The sequence below is a fragment of the Gottschalkiaceae bacterium SANA genome (assembly GCA_036323355.1).
Lineage (GTDB): Bacteria > Bacillota > Clostridia > Tissierellales > GPF-1 > GPF-1.
In genome coordinates this window covers 1324445-1340985 of the sequence record AP028876.1, presented here as the reverse complement: position 1 = coordinate 1340985, position 16541 = coordinate 1324445, and the positions used below count along the sequence as shown (strand labels likewise).

Below are 16541 nucleotides of genomic sequence, written 5' to 3'. Positions count from 1 at the left end.
CACCTTTTCCCTTGTTCATCTTTTGTTCATCTAGAAGTTGAAATCCATGCTGACACTGGCTCGAATTGTCAATTCACCACCGCTGATGGGTGTTGGCATATCAGCTTTCGCTCCATACGCTGCCGCTTCCATCACCATGTCGCTACGTGTCGCAATCGACGTGTACCCTTCGGTAATTCTAGACGGTTCGCCCAAGCTAACATTAGCCGCTTCTGCAATCCGCCCTGCCTTGCCTTGTGCGTTTTTCACTGCTAGTTCCAATGCTTGCAAATACGCTGTTTCCGGATCGCTGAGAGCGAATTGAATGCTGTTGATCGAGTTAGCTCCATTATCGACAACTCCGTCAATTACACTGCCTACGTTCTCTAGATCACGAATGGTTACCCGAACAATGTTCTCCACGCGGAAGCCCTTGGGCTCGCTGCGTTGCAGTTCAGGATTCCATTCATTAATTGGGTAAATCGAATAGCGAACGGTCTGAATGTCTTTTTCATCAATGGCGTTTGATTGTAAATTCTCCATGACTTGATTCATAAGACCCGTATTCATTCGCTGTGCAATTCCACTGTCTGCATGTTCTGTCTGCACACCCAATTCGATCATGGCGATATCGGGTTCTGCAATGATTTCACCTTGCCCATTTACACTAATGACCCGAGGCGTAGCTTCAGGCGTCTCAAGATAGGATGTCTGTTGCCCTGCGAGGACTGCGCCTGTTGCCACAAGACCCAAAGCCAAAAGAATGATTAATCCTTTTTTCATTGTCTACTCCTTTCCATTCCGATCTAATTTCAAATATACTGTGACCTGATCGATTTGCTTATAAAGATCGTCAAGTTCTCTTTCATAAGCTTTAACCAATCTGTCATCGTCTCCTTGTTTTGCACCAGCAATTTTTTCATAGATGGCGGTCTCTTGCTGAGCAAAGTCGTCGATGTTGTTGATTTCTTCGTTAACAATCGCATCTGGATACATCGATTCCCAATCACGCAGGAATAAGTCGTAAGCAGATCGCGGCAATACAAACTGAAAATCATGGGTCAGGTCATCCGGTTGTAAAAAAGTACCGTCATATTCCTGCAGCGTTTTTAAAAGATCCGTTTGGATCCCCGCCAAGGTCCGATCTTCAAGCAAAGGCATCTCCATCTCTAATACAAGAGTGGAATAATCCAAAGCCATCATCGCCACTGAAGGCGCTTCCGCCGCGAGAATATTTGGTGCCTCGCCAGCATAGGCTTCTTCATTCTTCGCCGAAACTCCAGCCTCTTCAGGCGACGCTTCGTCCATTGCAAATTCTCGGGTTCCAGAACGGTCCAGCATCTCCGTTTCCGCGATAGCTGCGGCCGGTTCCATTGCTGCTTCCTGCATTTCCCTAGGACTCAACTCCATTCCCCCGCTTGCCAAAAAGATGAGGAAAATCGCTGCGGCAGACCCGTAGGCCAACCATTGCGGTTTCACCTTTTTCCGTTTTGTAGTCGTTGTTAGAGAAAGTACCTCTTGATCATCGTTTAATTCATTAATTTTTCCCATCAGGTCTGAATGAAAGCCTGTTGGGAGTTCAGTTTTAATCTCGTGAAGCTCCTCGATCACCATCACAGTATTTTGAAAGGCGATCCGGCATGCTTCACACGTTTCCATATGCGTTTCAAAAGCTTCTCGTTCTACTGTCGTCAATCTATTTTCCATGTACGGCTCGATCAGCTCCATGAATTCGTTACAAGTCATGCATTTCACCCCTTTCTGTTTTCATAGACGATTTCTGTGGCTCGAAGTTTCATTTCTTCTAAAATTTCTCGAAGTCTCTCCCTGCCCCTCTTAATCCTCGTCTTGGTTGCTCCAAGGGAACTCTCGGTAATATCGGCTATTTCTTCATAACTTAAGCCTTCCAACTCTCGAAGAATAATCGCTTGCCGGTACTTTTCACTTAATTGTCCAATGGCATCCTCAATCTGCTCTCGAACCTCTTTTCTTTCCAGCTCAGCTTGCGGTTCTGGCGCCGTTTCATCTTCCATCTCAGGGGTGAATTCATCTTCCCCCACGGTTTGATTCAAGGAAAAGGCCACGTCCACTCGCTTCTTCTTCAAATAGTCCAGACAGGCATTGGTTGCAATTCGATAAATCCAGGTTGAAAACTTGGATTGAAATTGAAAATTGGATAATCCCTTATATGCTTTAATAAATACTTCTTGGGAAAGGTCATAGGCCTCTTCCCGGTCCCTCAACATTCGAAAGCAGATTCCATATACAGATTTCTCATAATCTAGAATCAATGTCTCAAATGCTTGGATGTTTCCGCGTCGGAATTCTCTGATTAATTCGAATTCTTGCTGCTTATCCACAGACTCACCTCCATCTATGCTCTTTCCTCTATCATACAGAATGTGGAAGGAAAAATAAACCAATATAAATTTAAAAAAGACTATTGACACAAGTCCCGTTTGCCCTTATACTAGTCATTGTTACAGAAAGAACAACACATCAACGAAATATGCTGAAGTGGCGGAATTGGCAGACGCACCAGACTCAAAATCTGGCGATGGTGACATTGTAAGGGTTCAAGTCCCTTCTTCAGCACCACAAAAAAGACGATCAAATGATCGTCTTTTTTATTTTTAATAATACCTATTTCCGAATTAAACAATATCACCACACTTTTCGATTCTAAATTGACATTCCTTTCAATATCATCTTCTTTTGAATTTTACTCAATATTGAATTCTCAACAAGTCTTTCTTCTTTCAATAACTTACAAGTAAGTTGTCTGTACTCAGAAGATTTCTTTAACCTTACGAATCTAAGTGATGATTCATCGATATTTTTTCCTTTTATTATCATCGATATAAATCTTTCCTCCGTATTCCCTACATGTAACATTTGATCTAACAATACTTCCCCCGAAACATCGAGCTCACTTAACTCTCGTTCAATGCTTCTAAAATATTGTAACGGAGCCTCTGAATTACGCATAGTAATTAACACCTTAAAACCCTCTGTCGATTTCAAAAATATTGTATATGCATTCACAACACCACCCCACTTTACAAAGAATAATACTCATCTATTATACATAATGTATCCTTAATTAGCATGTGTGCATCATATACCGATTTAATTATTCTTGTAGTATCCACACTGTCACTAGGATTATCCCAATGTGATAATGTATGCCTATTCTTATTATAGTGATTATAACACCTTTCTATGTATTCAATAAACGCCTCACTATGACTAGATGTAATATAATTACTATTCAACTTGCATATCCCGTGCTCTTTATAAAAAACAAAGAACGAATCATACTTATTACCATCTTCTCTAATAGGTATATCATTATCCTGCAAAGCAATTTTAATTAACGCTTCTAATGGTCTAATCGCAGGTTCGACCAAAAAAGTTGCATTGTAAACATTTCCTTGAATTCTTAAATTATAAACTGCTTGATGCAGATAATTATTCAATTTTTCCGGAAGCTGTCCAATAGCATTTGGAAAATAAAGCTCGAATTCAGATTCAATTTCCACCTTTTTGATATGTAGATTATGAACAGTATTCAAAAATTCCGAAACATCCTCAGTTTCTAACAGCTCAATCAAATATGTCGAAAATCTATTGAATAGCTCTTCCCTTTTTCCTTGTACCCACAATTTGCTTTTATCAGCAAAATGAACAACTTTCAGTTTTTGCCTTTTAGGTTCCTTAACACTCAAATAAAAACCTTCTCCATATGGTATGCTACATGGTGATACTTTTAAGTCTTTTATCTCTTCATTCAATAAATCAACAATGCACATCAAATCACCGAATTCAATATTCTTAGCAGTCATATTATTATCTGTATGCGTAATTTCTTGTGCGCTGATTATTCCCAATGCACTTTTTGCAAGTTCATCTGCTAGTTCATTGTATGTATCTCCAGAGTGACTCTTAACTTTAATAAAATTAACGCTCAGCTCATTTTTGATCCCATTATAAAATTCCTTATATGCTTTTGTCCCTTCTTTTTTTGCCTTCCATTCTCCTGTACACCATTTTTCTATCCCTTCATAATCATAATGAAGATCCAAACTTGCAATTCCGTTTTCAATGCAAAACTTCATCGCCTTTTCGGCACCCTGTATCTCTCCAGCCACATTCCTCATCGCTACAAGATTAGGATCGGAACCTATCTCTGCAAAACGTTCTTCTATCTGATCGTGAAAAATAATTACTCCAAATGAAAATTCTTTGGACTTATTATTAAAGCTACCATCTACATATGCTATTGCCTCCGCGATCCCTGACCTTTCAATCCCAGTTTGAACATCATCAATTATACCTAGGAAGTCACAAGCTAGTTTGCGAGCTGGAAAACTCTTGTACGATGCCCCAGAAAACCCATCGACTTGCTCCTTACATTCTTCCCATGATTCATATATCCCTGTTTTACGTCCACTTTTCACTGCATAAAATTTTTTCGCCATCTCAGCCTCCATATACTGAAGTTTAATCCACATTACTAATTGTTATATATGCTGCCTCTTCACTAACTCTATTCTTTTTATAATCAAAAGATTCAATAATACAGAATTTTACTTGGTCATTAACCACAATCTTATGAGAATTCAAAACTGATTTACTCTGAAAATAGTAACTTTCATTATTGCTTTTAATAAATCCAAACCTATTGCTTTTATCAATTTTAATAATTTTTCCGGTCTTTTCCCCTAGAACTTTATGGATAGAGTCAATCCAATATTTTCGCAAACATGCTCCGATAAATTCAATTGATTTATCATATCCTTCATTTTTCTTTTTTATCTCAGCCAATTCTGGTGTTAAATTCCACCCTTGTTGCTCTTTGATTCTCACGATATAAAATGCGTGCACTTCAGCCCAATTCTTTTCCTTAGCTTCTTTCAATAATTGATATGTATCATAATAGAGCTTCACCTTCATCTTTATGGGCTCAGAAGAAATACTTGCTCGACAATAATTCAGCAAAGCATTTTCCTGATCCCCTACACTCTCGTATAACTTTCCAAGTTCATAAAAAATAATCCAGTGTTTTTTCTTCATTGAAATTTGCTTCATTTCTGCAATTGCGACTAGCGGTCCTTCTAATTTCGCTTTACACAATGCTCTTCTAATATCAATCCAAATATCATTGTCATGGTGAAACACTTTAATTGATGCATAAGCATCTTCGCAACAATCCAGACACTCACTAAACTTATCCAAATTTAACAACACTTTGGTTTTAGTTGCATAATACATTTCTCTATTCGATTGGTAGACTCTTTGTTTTCGTGATGATTTGCTTATACGCGGTTCAAGAGATAATTTATTTGGATCGATTAATTCAATCAAATTGAGAACTTTTTCATTTGCGTTTATTGAATTACCATCATGATTCTTAATTATTTTTATCATTGTAAGCACTATTCTTTCAAATGGAGACTTTTTTTCTTGTGTAACTAACCTTGGAACGAACAATGCTATTTTATACATGTTATCGACTTCAATATAAGAATAATTATCTTTTTTCTCTTTATAATATTTCTCAAAAAGTAACCACGCCAACATATCATTGTTAATTTTAAAATCACTAGAGTGCTTATAAATACTTTTTGATACCTCAATCGCTTTATCAATATGACCAGACCCTTTTAGGCAATATGAATACTCCCATGCAATCCACTTATCAAAAACTTCCTCGTAGATTTGCTCATACAATCTTATAGCTTCATGATATTTCCCAGTATCTTTTAATTTCTTAGCTTCACTTCGAATCTCTTTCACTCTATCACCTACCCCAATATCTAAAAAATGAATTTGCTAACTCAAATCACTTTGCTTGAAATTCAGAATAATTATTCCAGCTCTACCCTCAGCAAAATAAACCTCAAAAGAACTCAATAATATAACCACCCAAAACTTCGAATCGTCAATTTAAATTATACATCTAAATTTATAGCTATACAATATGGATATATCCCACTTAATTAACATGTGTTTAAATTATAGTTTACAAGTTTTGAGGAATTGTAATCCAATGTTTACCGACAAACAAAAAAAATGCTGATTTCTCAGCATCTAACTCAATCAATTTTTCCAACAACCCTCAACTCCAGCCTTGCAATCCTCTCCAAGGAGTACTGCCAGTTCTCACTGCTGATGGTGTATGTTGGATCTTTAAGACGGATCCCGTTTCTTATCAGGTACTGATCCATCGCCCGTCTGATTTCTTCTTCTATTTGATCCGTCAACTTACCTTGCGCCATGTTGATCTGTCGAAAGAGTCGTTTTCGGTATGGAATCTGAAACAACCCCGCCACCAGGTTTCTCATGGCTGCATACTGGCTGTATTCAACTCGCTTATTCCAACTTTCGCCTTCTGTCACCAGAGGTAATTCTCCATGAATCCGTTTTAGAAATGTAATGGCATTCTCTACATCGCTTGATTTAGATTTGCTGATTTTCACAAACCATGGTGGCAGTTCAAACCCATTAAAGCTACAGCGATTCTGATAGTCAATGACTTCCCCTTCTTTCATCACTGCAAGAGAATAGGCATCCTCTTGCTTCTTTACATAAATAAAGTTTTCTAATCGATGATGACGAGCAGTTGATAACAACTCCAATACCTGAGCAGACCGCCAAGTTAATACAGGATTTCTTAACACATTCTTGGCATCCGTAAGAAACCCGCTCCCCGTCAAGAAGTAGATCGGCACCTTGATTCCAAATTGCTTTTGCTTTTCTTCAAGATCATTTACAAACTCTTTTGCCCGCTCATGCAGCATCAGATTCATCACCCAGTAATCCTCCCGGGTTATTTGATTACGAATCAGTTCTACGTCGGGGGTAACTACATCCTCTGCATCAAACTCTGCCAATTGTTTCTGCCGCATTTCCTCAAGACTTATCGTAGACCCTTGATTCGAATCAAAAAGCTTTTCTCTTACAAACCCTTCGAACTCCAACCGATATTGCCCACCTTCAGCTTGAATTGGTGGCAGTTCCTCGCAAAAGTCCTTTTGAACAACAAGAGAATCGATCCTAGCAAGAGCAATGCCACATGCATCCATCCATTCTACGAAATCCCCATTCAACTGAGAAAAAACAATGGTTCCCGCTTCCCCGTACAAATATTTCACTTGACCCTTCTGAATCACAAGACCCAATTGCGCCATTTGCTTCACCTCCCATCTTTTAGAAAAAATGCTTGAAATGAATCTTCTCCAAGGGTTCATAAGCCGACTTGAATCCAAAGGCTTTTGGTCCTACATAACTGAGCGCAGTCGGTGTTCTCAATTGCAAAGGCGCCGGTGTAGCCACGATGGCAACCCGCATGCCTAGTTCCGCATCAGTCACAGAGATTGGCTCTAAAGTATCCAAGTCTACCAAAGTAATTAAATCAGGCACATTGGCCACCAACTTCTTGTTATGGTAGACCATTAGATTTTCATAGTGATAGTATACTTTGTATTCGCCCACCTGATACGATGCGATATTAGAGTGGTCCATAGCGACATGTTCACTGACAACACCACGCGTAATTTCAATGGCAGAACCATAAAGAGAATTACGCGTTACGTGGCCCAACTCACTCATCAGGTCATCAAAATTATTCGCATGCAAAAACGCTTCTCCAATCTTCAACCCAACCGAAAAGGTATGAGGAATCAAGATTCGTTTCAACGCAGCATAAGGAGCTTGATAGCCAGCAAAAAATGCCATACCCGTGGTCTCCGCAATCTTCTGCCTGATTTTTAAATCCACCATGCTGGCGTCTTGGTCATTGTACACATAGGAGATATGGTCGATGTCCTGAAAAACGATGGGCGCAATTGGTTGATTATTGAATTGAAAGGTTGTCATGGGCAATTCCGGAAATGCACGCCCCATGCCATCACCGTCAATGATTGGCAATCCCGTCGCATAGGCAACGATAACCGGATAAATCAAATTAACACCCGCTCCCTCTATGGTAAAGATTGCATCGGTTTTCTTCCCCGTCAGTTCCTGCATTTTATCCAATAATTCTCTGCCTTCTTGTCCTGTAGGCAAGAATTCCTCGAGGGCTTCTGGAGAGCCAACCATACCGACCGTTGTACCAATCCCTTCCTCGGCTATTTCATCGACTGCCATCAAATCAACCGAAAAAGAATCATCAAAACTATCCTTAACCAATTGTCTTAAAATGTGAATCTTTCCGCCACCACCAGAACCCAGAAATTGACTGCCTACCATAAGGGCTTCAAGCGATTGCTTATCAATCTTTTTCATATGAGTCATCTCCCTTCGAGCTCACTTCTACCCATCAAGTGATCTCATTCTTTTTCAGCCATCGATACAAAGTAGCTGGACTAATACCCAAATGTTTGGCTAGTTCCTTTTTGTTCTCACTGGAATATCCGAACTCGTCAAGCAATTTTAAAAGTTCCTTCCGATTCGGTTTTCTTGGTTTTGCCTTCGATTTCTTCACCAATTGTCTTTGGTAGTTTTCAATCGGCACAACATGTCGTTTCACGGTCTCTTCAATGGCTTGATATAATTTCCCATCCGGCTTCTCTCTTCGCTTTATATTCAAAATTTCACGAGGGAGCATCTTCTCTGTAATAATTTCTCCGTCTTCGGTAGATACAATATACTCAACCACATTAATCAATTCGCGAATATTTCCTGGCCAATTGTAGGCCTTCATCTTTTCAATTACTTCTACTGATGGTCGCATAAAGGAACGACTGTTCACGATACTATGCTTCTTAATATAGTAATGCACCAGATTTTCGATATCTTCTGCTCTGTCGCGAAGTGCAGGGATCGGTATGGGAATGACATTCAACCGATAAAACAAATCCTTTCTGAATTGTTTCTTTAAAATCATAGTCTCCAAATTCTGATGGGTAGCGCTGATAATTCGCACATCTACCTTGATCGACCGACCCCCCCCGACCTTCTCTATTGTCTTTTCCTCTAAGACCCGTAATAATTTCGCCTGTAAATTCATTGACATGTCGCCAATTTCATCCAAAAAGATCGTTCCTTTGTTAGCAGCTTCAAATTTACCTGTTTTTCCGCCCTTTAAAGCGCCTGTAAAAGAGCCTTTTGCATAGCCAAATAACTCACTTTCCAACAAGTCTTCTGGTATCGACGCGCAATTGATGGCTATGAACGGCTTGTTTTTTCTCGGGCTTTTGTTATGAATTAACTTGGCAAAGCCTTCTTTACCGGTTCCACTTTCTCCGCGAATCAATATCGTAGAGTCTGTTGGCGCAACCTTGTTAATGGTATTCATAATTTCTTCCATAGTAGAAGTCTGTCCGATAATTTTTCTTTCTAGAGATGCCGCAGATTCATAAGCTTGTGTTTTTTGAACCTCTCCTTGCATCACCTTAGAAAAAATAAGGGTACTTTTTTGATCTGGCAATCCTCTACGATAAATTTTGTGAGAGGGATACTCTCTAATCATCTCATCAAATTTCATTGGTGCCGGCTCATCAATCTTAGCTAGCTCAGCAACTGTCATCTTCAAATCAATCTGCTGCGATGCATCATTCTCATATAAAAGCTGTCCCTTGTCATTAACAACTAAGATTCCTGTATCTGAAACACGTCCAATTTCCCGAATGATGTGGTTATAGAAGTGTTGCAATTTTTGAAGCCGATCATTCTCAACATGTAAGTCCACCATCTTTAAATAGATCGGATAACGCTCATCAAATGACTCTGCAATCCATAATAATCCATAGTTTCCATGAAAACTGACACGCCCAGGGCAGTCAAATTCATTCACAGGTTGATTATTCCGCTGCTCCCACAATTCACTGAAGCCCTCAAATGAAACAGACTTTCCGATAATATAAATGATTTGGTTTTGATCAAACAAGACGATTGTTTGATAGGTCCGTTCTCCAAAGCTCATTAAAAGACGTTTCAATTCTTCCACAATCTGTGTCCTCCCATCAACCATCAATTCAAATGATTACTATTTATCCATGAAATTCATCTTTTTCAAGTTTGTTAATACCAGTATAGAAGAAATTTCGAGGCAAAACAATTAAAAATGAGAAAAATGCGATTTTTTTAGAAAAAATGAGAAAAAACGAGAATTTATGCAAAACAAATTGGAAATCATGAGAATAATCTATACGATTACTCTCGATTTCGACTTGTTTCATCTGCTATTATTGTCTTTTTCACAAAAATGCCATTTTCCTTTTGGCACGAAACTTGCAAATGTAAGGCTTGCAAGACGAATTTATTCTTACTAATTTAGATTTAAAGGAGGAAAGCATGAACACAGAAAAGAAAAATGATGGATTTATTGAAAAGCATGCACTGGAATCAATTCCCCAGTCCGAAAGAAAGCATTGGGTGAGTATCGCACTCATCTGGATCGGTGCAATTATCAGCGTATCATCTTTGATGGTTGGTGGTGTCCTCGTTTCAGGCTTGCCATTAAAACAAGCCTTGCTTGCTGGTTTCGTCGGCTATGCAATCGTCGTTTTATTTATGACTTTCCAAGGTGTCCAAGGCGCTGACCTAGGTCGACCCACCGTTTCATCCGCCAGTTCGGCATTTGGAAAGAGTGGAGCATCCTTTATCATCTCATTCGTAATTGGCATTTCCGTTATGGGTTGGTTTGGTGTTCAGACCAGCATCACAGGAAGCGCATTCTCAAGCATTATGAATGATTGGCTAGGCGTCAACATTTCCTTCCAATTGTCTGCTGCCATTTGGGGTGCCATTATGCTGATGACGGCTGTTTATGGTTACAAGGCTTTGGCTTACTTGAATTATGTTGCTGTACCAGCTCTTTTGCTTATGGCCATATACGGAACCTATAGTGTTGTTTCAAACTTTGGCATGGACGCATTGCTAAGCTATACGCCAGCTGCACCTTTCTCATTCTTGCAAGGCGTTGCAATCACCGTTGGCGGTTTCGCCGTTGGTGGCGTTATCGCTCCCGACTACTCTCGCTATGCAGAAAACCGAAAGGGTGCCATCCTTTCCTCCGTTTTGGGCGTATTGCCAATGGGTGTCATCTTATTGAGTGCAGGGGCACTAATGGCCATTACCGCAGGCTCCGCGGATATGACTCAGGTCGTTTCCAATTTAGGTTTCCCTTTGATCGGATTGATGATTCTAATTTTGGCAACCTGGACAACCAATGCGGTAAACGCCTATTCAGGTGGTATCGCTTTGACAAGTATGTTCCATCTGAAAGACGACAAGCGTCCTATGGCAACAGCAATTGCCGGCATCATCGGCACGGTTTTAGCCGTTGTTGGAATTATGAACCACTTTATCCCCTTCCTATTGGTATTAACAACAGGCATCTCACCGATTGCCGGCGTTATGATCGCAGACTACTGGATTATTCGAAAAGGTGACCCAAGCAAGTGGAAAGAAGAGGAAGGCGTTCGTTGGACAGGCGTAATCTCTTGGTTAATCGGCTTTGCAGTTGGCTACTTTGTTCATATGGGCAGCGCACCGGTCAATGCCATTGTTGTTGCGATGATCGCCAATGTCATTTTGAATAAATTTGAAAACAAAGACACAGGTTCCAAAGAAGAAAGTAACACTGACAAAGAGGTCAGTGCATAGGAGGAAAAAAGACATGAGACTGATTGACGAAAAAGCTATTGAAAAAATCGCTTTAGGTGCCGCACTACTAGGCACCGGTGGTGGCGGAGACCCCTACATCGGCAAACTGATGGCCATAGAGGCCATCCGACAATACGGGCCCATACAAATGTTGGATCCGAGCGAAGTGCCCGATGACGCCTTCGTGGTGCCAACAGCAATGATGGGTGCCCCCACTGTTTTAATTGAGAAAATTGCCAATGGACAAGAATTTGATGTCATCATCAATCATCTTGAAAAATACACGGGCCAAAAGGTATTCGCTACCCTTCCTATCGAAGCTGGCGGTGTGAATTCCATGCTTCCATTCGCTGTTGCTGCCAAATTAGGCATCCCCATCATTGATTGCGATGGCATGGGGCGCGCCTTCCCCGAGCTTCAGATGGTTACCTTTCATTTAGATGGAATTACAACAAGCCCCATGGTCGTTACCGATGAAAAAGGCAACTCCATGATCATGGAAACCGTCAGCAACACCTGGTCAGAAACCTTGGCCCGCACCGCTACCATCACCATGGGCGGGTCCGTTATGATCTCCATTTATTCCATGTTTGGACATCAGTTGAAAAAATCAGCCATTTACAATACCCTAACCCTTGCCGAGAATATTGGAGCTTCCATTATGGATAAAGATGACTCTGACATTCTTCCCATCGACCGCATGATCAACTTCGTAGACGGATACAAGCTGTTTACCGGTAAAATCGTTGATATTCTGCGAGAAACCCGTCAAGGTTTCAACTTCGGGAAAGCGAAAATCGTTGGCATTAATGCAGACAAGGGCGAATCCTGCCACGTGGACTTCCAAAACGAAAACTTGGTTGTGATGAAGGGCGATGAAGTCTTGGCAACCACCCCAGATCTAATTACGATCGTTGACTTGGAAACCGGTGTTCCCATTACAACGGAAGCCTTGAAATATGGACGCCGTGTTGTGGTTGTCGGCTTGCGCTGTGATGAAAAGTGGAGAACAAAAAAAGGAATCGAGACTGTGGGGCCACGCTACTTCAAATATGACATAGACTATGTACCAATCGAAGAACGAGTGAAGGGAGCCAAGTAGGATGAAATATAGATTAGGAATTGATGTTGGCGGTACAAATACCGATGCAGTTATCATAGATGAATCTTTGCATGTTGTTGCAGGTGTAAAAATGCCTACAACCCTTGATGTTACAACTGGAATTAATAATGCCATCAAGAAAGTGCTTCGTGAAAGTCAAATCAATAAACAGAAAATAGACTACGCTATGCTGGGCACCACCCATTGCACCAATGCCATTGTTGAAAGAAAAGGTCTCTGCCGTGTCGGAATCATCCGAATCGCAGCACCGGCCACCTTCAGCATCCGACCCATGCCAGACTGGCCAGAATCCCTTCGTCAAGCAATCGGCAGCAATATTCACATCATTAAGGGCGGCTACGAATTTGATGGTCGCGAGATCTCACCGCTTGATGCACAAGAGATTCGAGAGGTTGCAAAACAACTAAAAGGCAAGGTAGATACCATTGCCCTTACAGCTGTCTTCTCACCCGTTCGAAATGATCACGAGTATGAAGTGGAAAGCATTTTACGCGAAGAACTGGGAGACATTCCAATTTCCAAATCAAGTGAAATTGCATCCGTTGGGCTAATTGAAAGAGAGAATGCAACTATTTTAAATGCAGCACTTCACAATGTTGCGACAAGAACAGTGGAAGGCTTTAAGGCTGGATTAAAGCAAGAAGGCATATTGGATGCAGAATTGTATCTATGCCAGAACGACGGTACCTTAATGTCCTCTGAATACGCGCAGCGCTACCCCATTTTGACCATTGCTTGCGGTCCTACCAACAGCATTCGAGGCGCTTCATACCTCAGTCAAAATCAAAATGCTATCGTATTGGATGTCGGCGGTACAACGACCGATATCGGTGTCATTATGAGTGGATTTCCACGGGAATCTTCTCTAGCCGTTACTATTGGCGGTGCTCGTACCAATTTCAGAATGCCGGATATCACAGCGATCGGCGTTGGCGGCGGCACCTTGGTTAAAGAAGTAGGAGATAAAGTGATTGTGGGACCCGAAAGTGTAGGTTATCAAATCACGGAAAAATCCCTGATTTTTGGTGGCGATACCTTAACCACTTCCGACATCGCAGTTCGTCTTGGCATGATGGACTTAGGCGATTCCACTTTGGTTGCGCACATTGATGAAGGCTTTGCGAAAAAAGCGATGACTGAGTGGATGCGCTTGATCAGCGAAGGCGTTGATCGAATGAAGATATCAGCCGATCCTGTTCCCGTAATATTAGTAGGAGGCGGAAGTGTCCTTGTCACGGATGAGTTGGAAGGGATCTCGGAGATTATTCGACCCAATCACTTCCCTGTGGCTAACGCTGTTGGATCCGCCATTTCACAAGTCAGCGGCGAAATCAACCGTGTCTTCTCCTTGGTTGATATCACGCGCGACGAAGCGATTGTCAGCGCAAAAACAACTGCTACCGAAGAAGCCATCAAGGCTGGTGCTGAACCAAGTTCCATTGAAATTCAAGAAGTGGAAGATATTCCTTTGGCTTATCACCCTGGCAATGCGACTCGAATTCGAGTCAAAGCAGTCGGAGATCTTTGCCAGTAAACCAACAATCGTTGACGCAACGAACCTCATTCATCCTTGTGACTCCTAAAAGAACGCCAATCACATTTGCGATTGGCGTTCTTTTTCTTTCTTATTCACTTCATTGGAACAAAACGAGCTTCACTTGCATTTGCTGATATTCTAAAAAATCCAGAATGGCACTTTCTGCGACCGCCCTCGCCTCTTCTTTCGGATAACCATAGATCCCTGATGAGATCAAAGGAAAGGCAATCGATCTACAATTATTTTTCTTAGCAAGTTTCAGTGAATTCATATAACAATTATATAACAAGGTTTCTTCATTGCTATCTCCACCATGCCAAACTGGCCCCACAGTATGAATAATGTATTGCACAGGCAACTTGTATGCTTTGGTGATGACTGCCTGACCCGTATCGCAATGGCCGATTTGATTGCATTCAGCCTGCAATTCTTGCGCTCCCACCGCTGAAAAAATTGCACCGCAAACGCCTCCGCCTCTTTGTAAGTCAGCATTCGCTGCGTTTACAATTGCATCCACCTGGATCTTTGTAATGTCGCCGCATACGATTTCAAATGACATTCTCCCACCCCTTTTACCATTTAATTTCTATCATTGCCTTTCGTTTATCACGTTTCATCGTTTCATACTTTCTAGGTTGTTTTCTTTTATCTTCTCAAATTTACTCGATTACCTGAATAACGAGATCGGCTTCCTCAAGACGCTCCATAAGTTCAAGATTAGCACGATAAGTTTGCTCGTCAATCCAAAGCATTTTAAACTCTTCGTTCAGATCTTCCAAGACATTTATATTTTGAAGTTGGTTATGCTCGATTCCTAATTCGATCAAAGACTCAAACTCCTTCAGTACGGAAAGATCTCGAATGGTATTCTCACCTAGATACAGCCACTTCAATTTATTTAACGAAGACAGGTCATTAATTGAAATAATTCGATTACCCTTGGCATTCAAAAAAATCAACTTTTTTAGCTCTGCTAAATGGCTAATCTCATCAACTTCATTTCCAGAAAGATAAATCGCCTCTAATGACGTTAGCTTCCCAAGGGTTCTAATATTATGAATCTTGTTGTTCATCAGCTTTATGTTTTTGATCTCTCCCATCTTTTCTAAAGACGAAATATCAATGATCTCATTGTTTGACAAGTTCAAATCAGTCACCCGTTCTAATGTTTCAAGGGGACCAATATCACGAATTGTATTATCATTTAAATTTAGCACTCGAATATTCTTAAGACTCCCTAAAGACACGATATTATTGATCTGATTGCCACCCAAATCCAAATAGGTAAGACTGGTTAAACTTTCAAGAGCATCGATTTTTTGAATCGATTGTCCTGCAATAATCAATGCATTTAGATTCTTGGCATATTCCAAACCATCCAGACTTTCAATAATTCCATCGATTTCAATCAAACCATTTTCAGCAATTTCTTGATTAAAATCTTTTAACAGCGAGTCCTCGAGTCGTCGTTCTCTTTCATCGGGTGAAATCACTTTCAACGAAGTCAGTTCCCATAAATCAGCCTCTGTCAACTCACCTTCCACCATATACCCCTGGTTGGACAGCGTTTTAACAATCGCCTTCTCCAAGGTAGAATCCTGCATCACAATAATATGTTGCATGGCTGCCTCGTAGTCTTTATCAGACGGAGATCCACTGAAATCAAATTGCGACAAGATCATCCAGATGACCAGAATAAAAAAAATGGGGATCGCGAGCATGGCTAAAACCGCCTTGGTGGTTTTCCGTTTAAAGTTCTGTGTTTCCGTTTCCGGTTTGTTTTTTATCTCATTGATTGTCGCCTGCACCTTTTCAACTGCATCCTCTTGTCCGCTCATCTCTTTTCCGAGATAAGCACGAATTTCACTTGCCGTCTCCCACGCTTCCACTTCTTTGTTCTTCATACTGAACCATCGCTTATCGGATAAAAAATACCCCAAGCTTCCCGTTGGTTTTGTTTCGTCCAGGTTTGCAATCAGAATTTCTAGTCCATTCGTTGTCGCCAGCTCCACTTCTCGAATCACTTGACCCGATTGATTGGAATTTGCAGACATAACAACAATAAGCACTTTTGCCATTGAAATCATGCCAGCGATTTCTGCAGCAAACCCCTCATCCAGCCTTGTCACCCGAGTTACAATACGAGCTTGCACGCCCTCTGCTTGCAATTGATTGCAGAGAGTTACTGCTATTCCCCGATCCTCTCTTGCGTATGAAACTACCACATCATAAGCCATCGCTTTACTCCTTCATCGTTTTCAAGGAATATATACCCAATTTTAACACCAA

At 40.9% G+C, this 16541-nt stretch carries 14 protein-coding genes and 1 tRNA gene; 4 read left to right on the top strand and 11 right to left on the bottom strand.

The window, feature by feature from the left end; all coding sequences use genetic code 11:
• Window positions 1–30 precede the first annotated feature (30 nt).
• The 3 genes from AC25CA_RS06295 to AC25CA_RS06285 are packed head-to-tail and all read right to left on the bottom strand — an operon-like array spanning window position 31 to window position 2339.
• Entirely contained in the window at window positions 31–762 is a 732-nt protein-coding gene (locus AC25CA_RS06295) for an SIMPL domain-containing protein (protein ID WP_486816204.1), read from the bottom strand.
• Between the two features lie 3 nt (window positions 763–765).
• Window positions 766–1725: an anti-sigma factor family protein gene (locus tag AC25CA_RS06290; protein ID WP_486816203.1), complete on the bottom strand. Its 960-nt coding sequence runs from the start codon at window positions 1723–1725 to the stop codon at window positions 766–768.
• 5 nt (window positions 1726–1730) lie between these two features.
• Window positions 1731–2339 (bottom strand): RNA polymerase sigma factor, encoded by a 609-nt coding sequence (locus AC25CA_RS06285; RefSeq protein WP_486816202.1) that lies wholly within the window; start codon window positions 2337–2339, stop codon window positions 1731–1733.
• Window positions 2340–2490: 151 nt separating this feature from the next.
• Between AC25CA_RS06285 and AC25CA_RS06280 the strand changes: the two genes are divergently transcribed.
• A tRNA-Leu gene (locus AC25CA_RS06280) sits at window positions 2491–2577 on the top strand.
• Between the two features lie 84 nt (window positions 2578–2661).
• On the opposite strand, the gene AC25CA_RS06275 is transcribed toward AC25CA_RS06280, so the two are convergent.
• The 6 genes from AC25CA_RS06275 to AC25CA_RS06250 form a co-directional block, all read right to left on the bottom strand.
• Complete coding sequence (locus tag AC25CA_RS06275; protein WP_488193290.1) at window positions 2662–2967, bottom strand: type II toxin-antitoxin system RnlB family antitoxin; 306 nt, start codon at window positions 2965–2967, stop codon at window positions 2662–2664.
• Between the two features lie 71 nt (window positions 2968–3038).
• Window positions 3039–4460 carry a ribonuclease H1 domain-containing protein gene (locus AC25CA_RS06270; protein ID WP_486816201.1) on the bottom strand — a complete coding sequence of 474 codons (1422 nt, stop codon included), beginning with the start codon at window positions 4458–4460 and terminating at the stop codon, window positions 3039–3041.
• 22 nt (window positions 4461–4482) lie between these two features.
• Window positions 4483–5778 carry a DUF7017 domain-containing protein gene (locus tag AC25CA_RS06265; protein WP_486816200.1) on the bottom strand — a complete coding sequence of 432 codons (1296 nt, stop codon included), beginning with the start codon at window positions 5776–5778 and terminating at the stop codon, window positions 4483–4485.
• Between the two features lie 299 nt (window positions 5779–6077).
• Entirely contained in the window at window positions 6078–7172 is a 1095-nt protein-coding gene (locus AC25CA_RS06260; protein ID WP_486816199.1) for a hypothetical protein, read from the bottom strand.
• Window positions 7173–7191: 19 nt separating this feature from the next.
• Complete coding sequence (locus AC25CA_RS06255) at window positions 7192–8268, bottom strand: S-methyl thiohydantoin desulfurase family protein (protein WP_486816198.1); 1077 nt, start codon at window positions 8266–8268, stop codon at window positions 7192–7194.
• A gap of 34 nt (window positions 8269–8302) precedes the next feature.
• Complete coding sequence (locus tag AC25CA_RS06250; protein WP_486816197.1) at window positions 8303–9931, bottom strand: sigma-54 interaction domain-containing protein; 1629 nt, start codon at window positions 9929–9931, stop codon at window positions 8303–8305.
• A gap of 347 nt (window positions 9932–10278) precedes the next feature.
• Here AC25CA_RS06250 and AC25CA_RS06245 point away from each other — a divergent pair, with 347 nt between their 5' ends.
• Genes AC25CA_RS06245 through AC25CA_RS06235 form a run of 3 tightly spaced genes read left to right on the top strand, consistent with a single transcriptional unit; the run spans window position 10279 to window position 14249 of the window.
• Window positions 10279–11592: a cytosine permease gene (locus tag AC25CA_RS06245; RefSeq protein WP_486816196.1), complete on the top strand. Its 1314-nt coding sequence runs from the start codon at window positions 10279–10281 to the stop codon at window positions 11590–11592.
• 13 nt (window positions 11593–11605) lie between these two features.
• The gene (locus AC25CA_RS06240) at window positions 11606–12694 is read left to right on the top strand and encodes an S-methyl thiohydantoin desulfurase family protein (RefSeq protein ID WP_486816195.1); all 1089 of its coding nucleotides are present in this window, start codon (window positions 11606–11608) and stop codon (window positions 12692–12694) included.
• 1 nt (window position 12695) lies between these two features.
• A complete protein-coding gene (locus tag AC25CA_RS06235; protein WP_486816194.1) occupies window positions 12696–14249 on the top strand; it encodes a hydantoinase/oxoprolinase N-terminal domain-containing protein in 1554 nt (517 codons plus the stop codon).
• Between the two features lie 100 nt (window positions 14250–14349).
• On the opposite strand, the gene AC25CA_RS06230 is transcribed toward AC25CA_RS06235, so the two are convergent.
• On the bottom strand, window positions 14350–14811 hold the full coding sequence (locus tag AC25CA_RS06230) for a macro domain-containing protein (protein WP_486816193.1): 462 nt from the start codon (window positions 14809–14811) through the stop codon (window positions 14350–14352).
• A gap of 100 nt (window positions 14812–14911) precedes the next feature.
• Entirely contained in the window at window positions 14912–16489 is a 1578-nt protein-coding gene (locus AC25CA_RS06225; protein WP_486816192.1) for a leucine-rich repeat domain-containing protein, read from the bottom strand.
• Window positions 16490–16541: the final 52 nt, after the last annotated feature.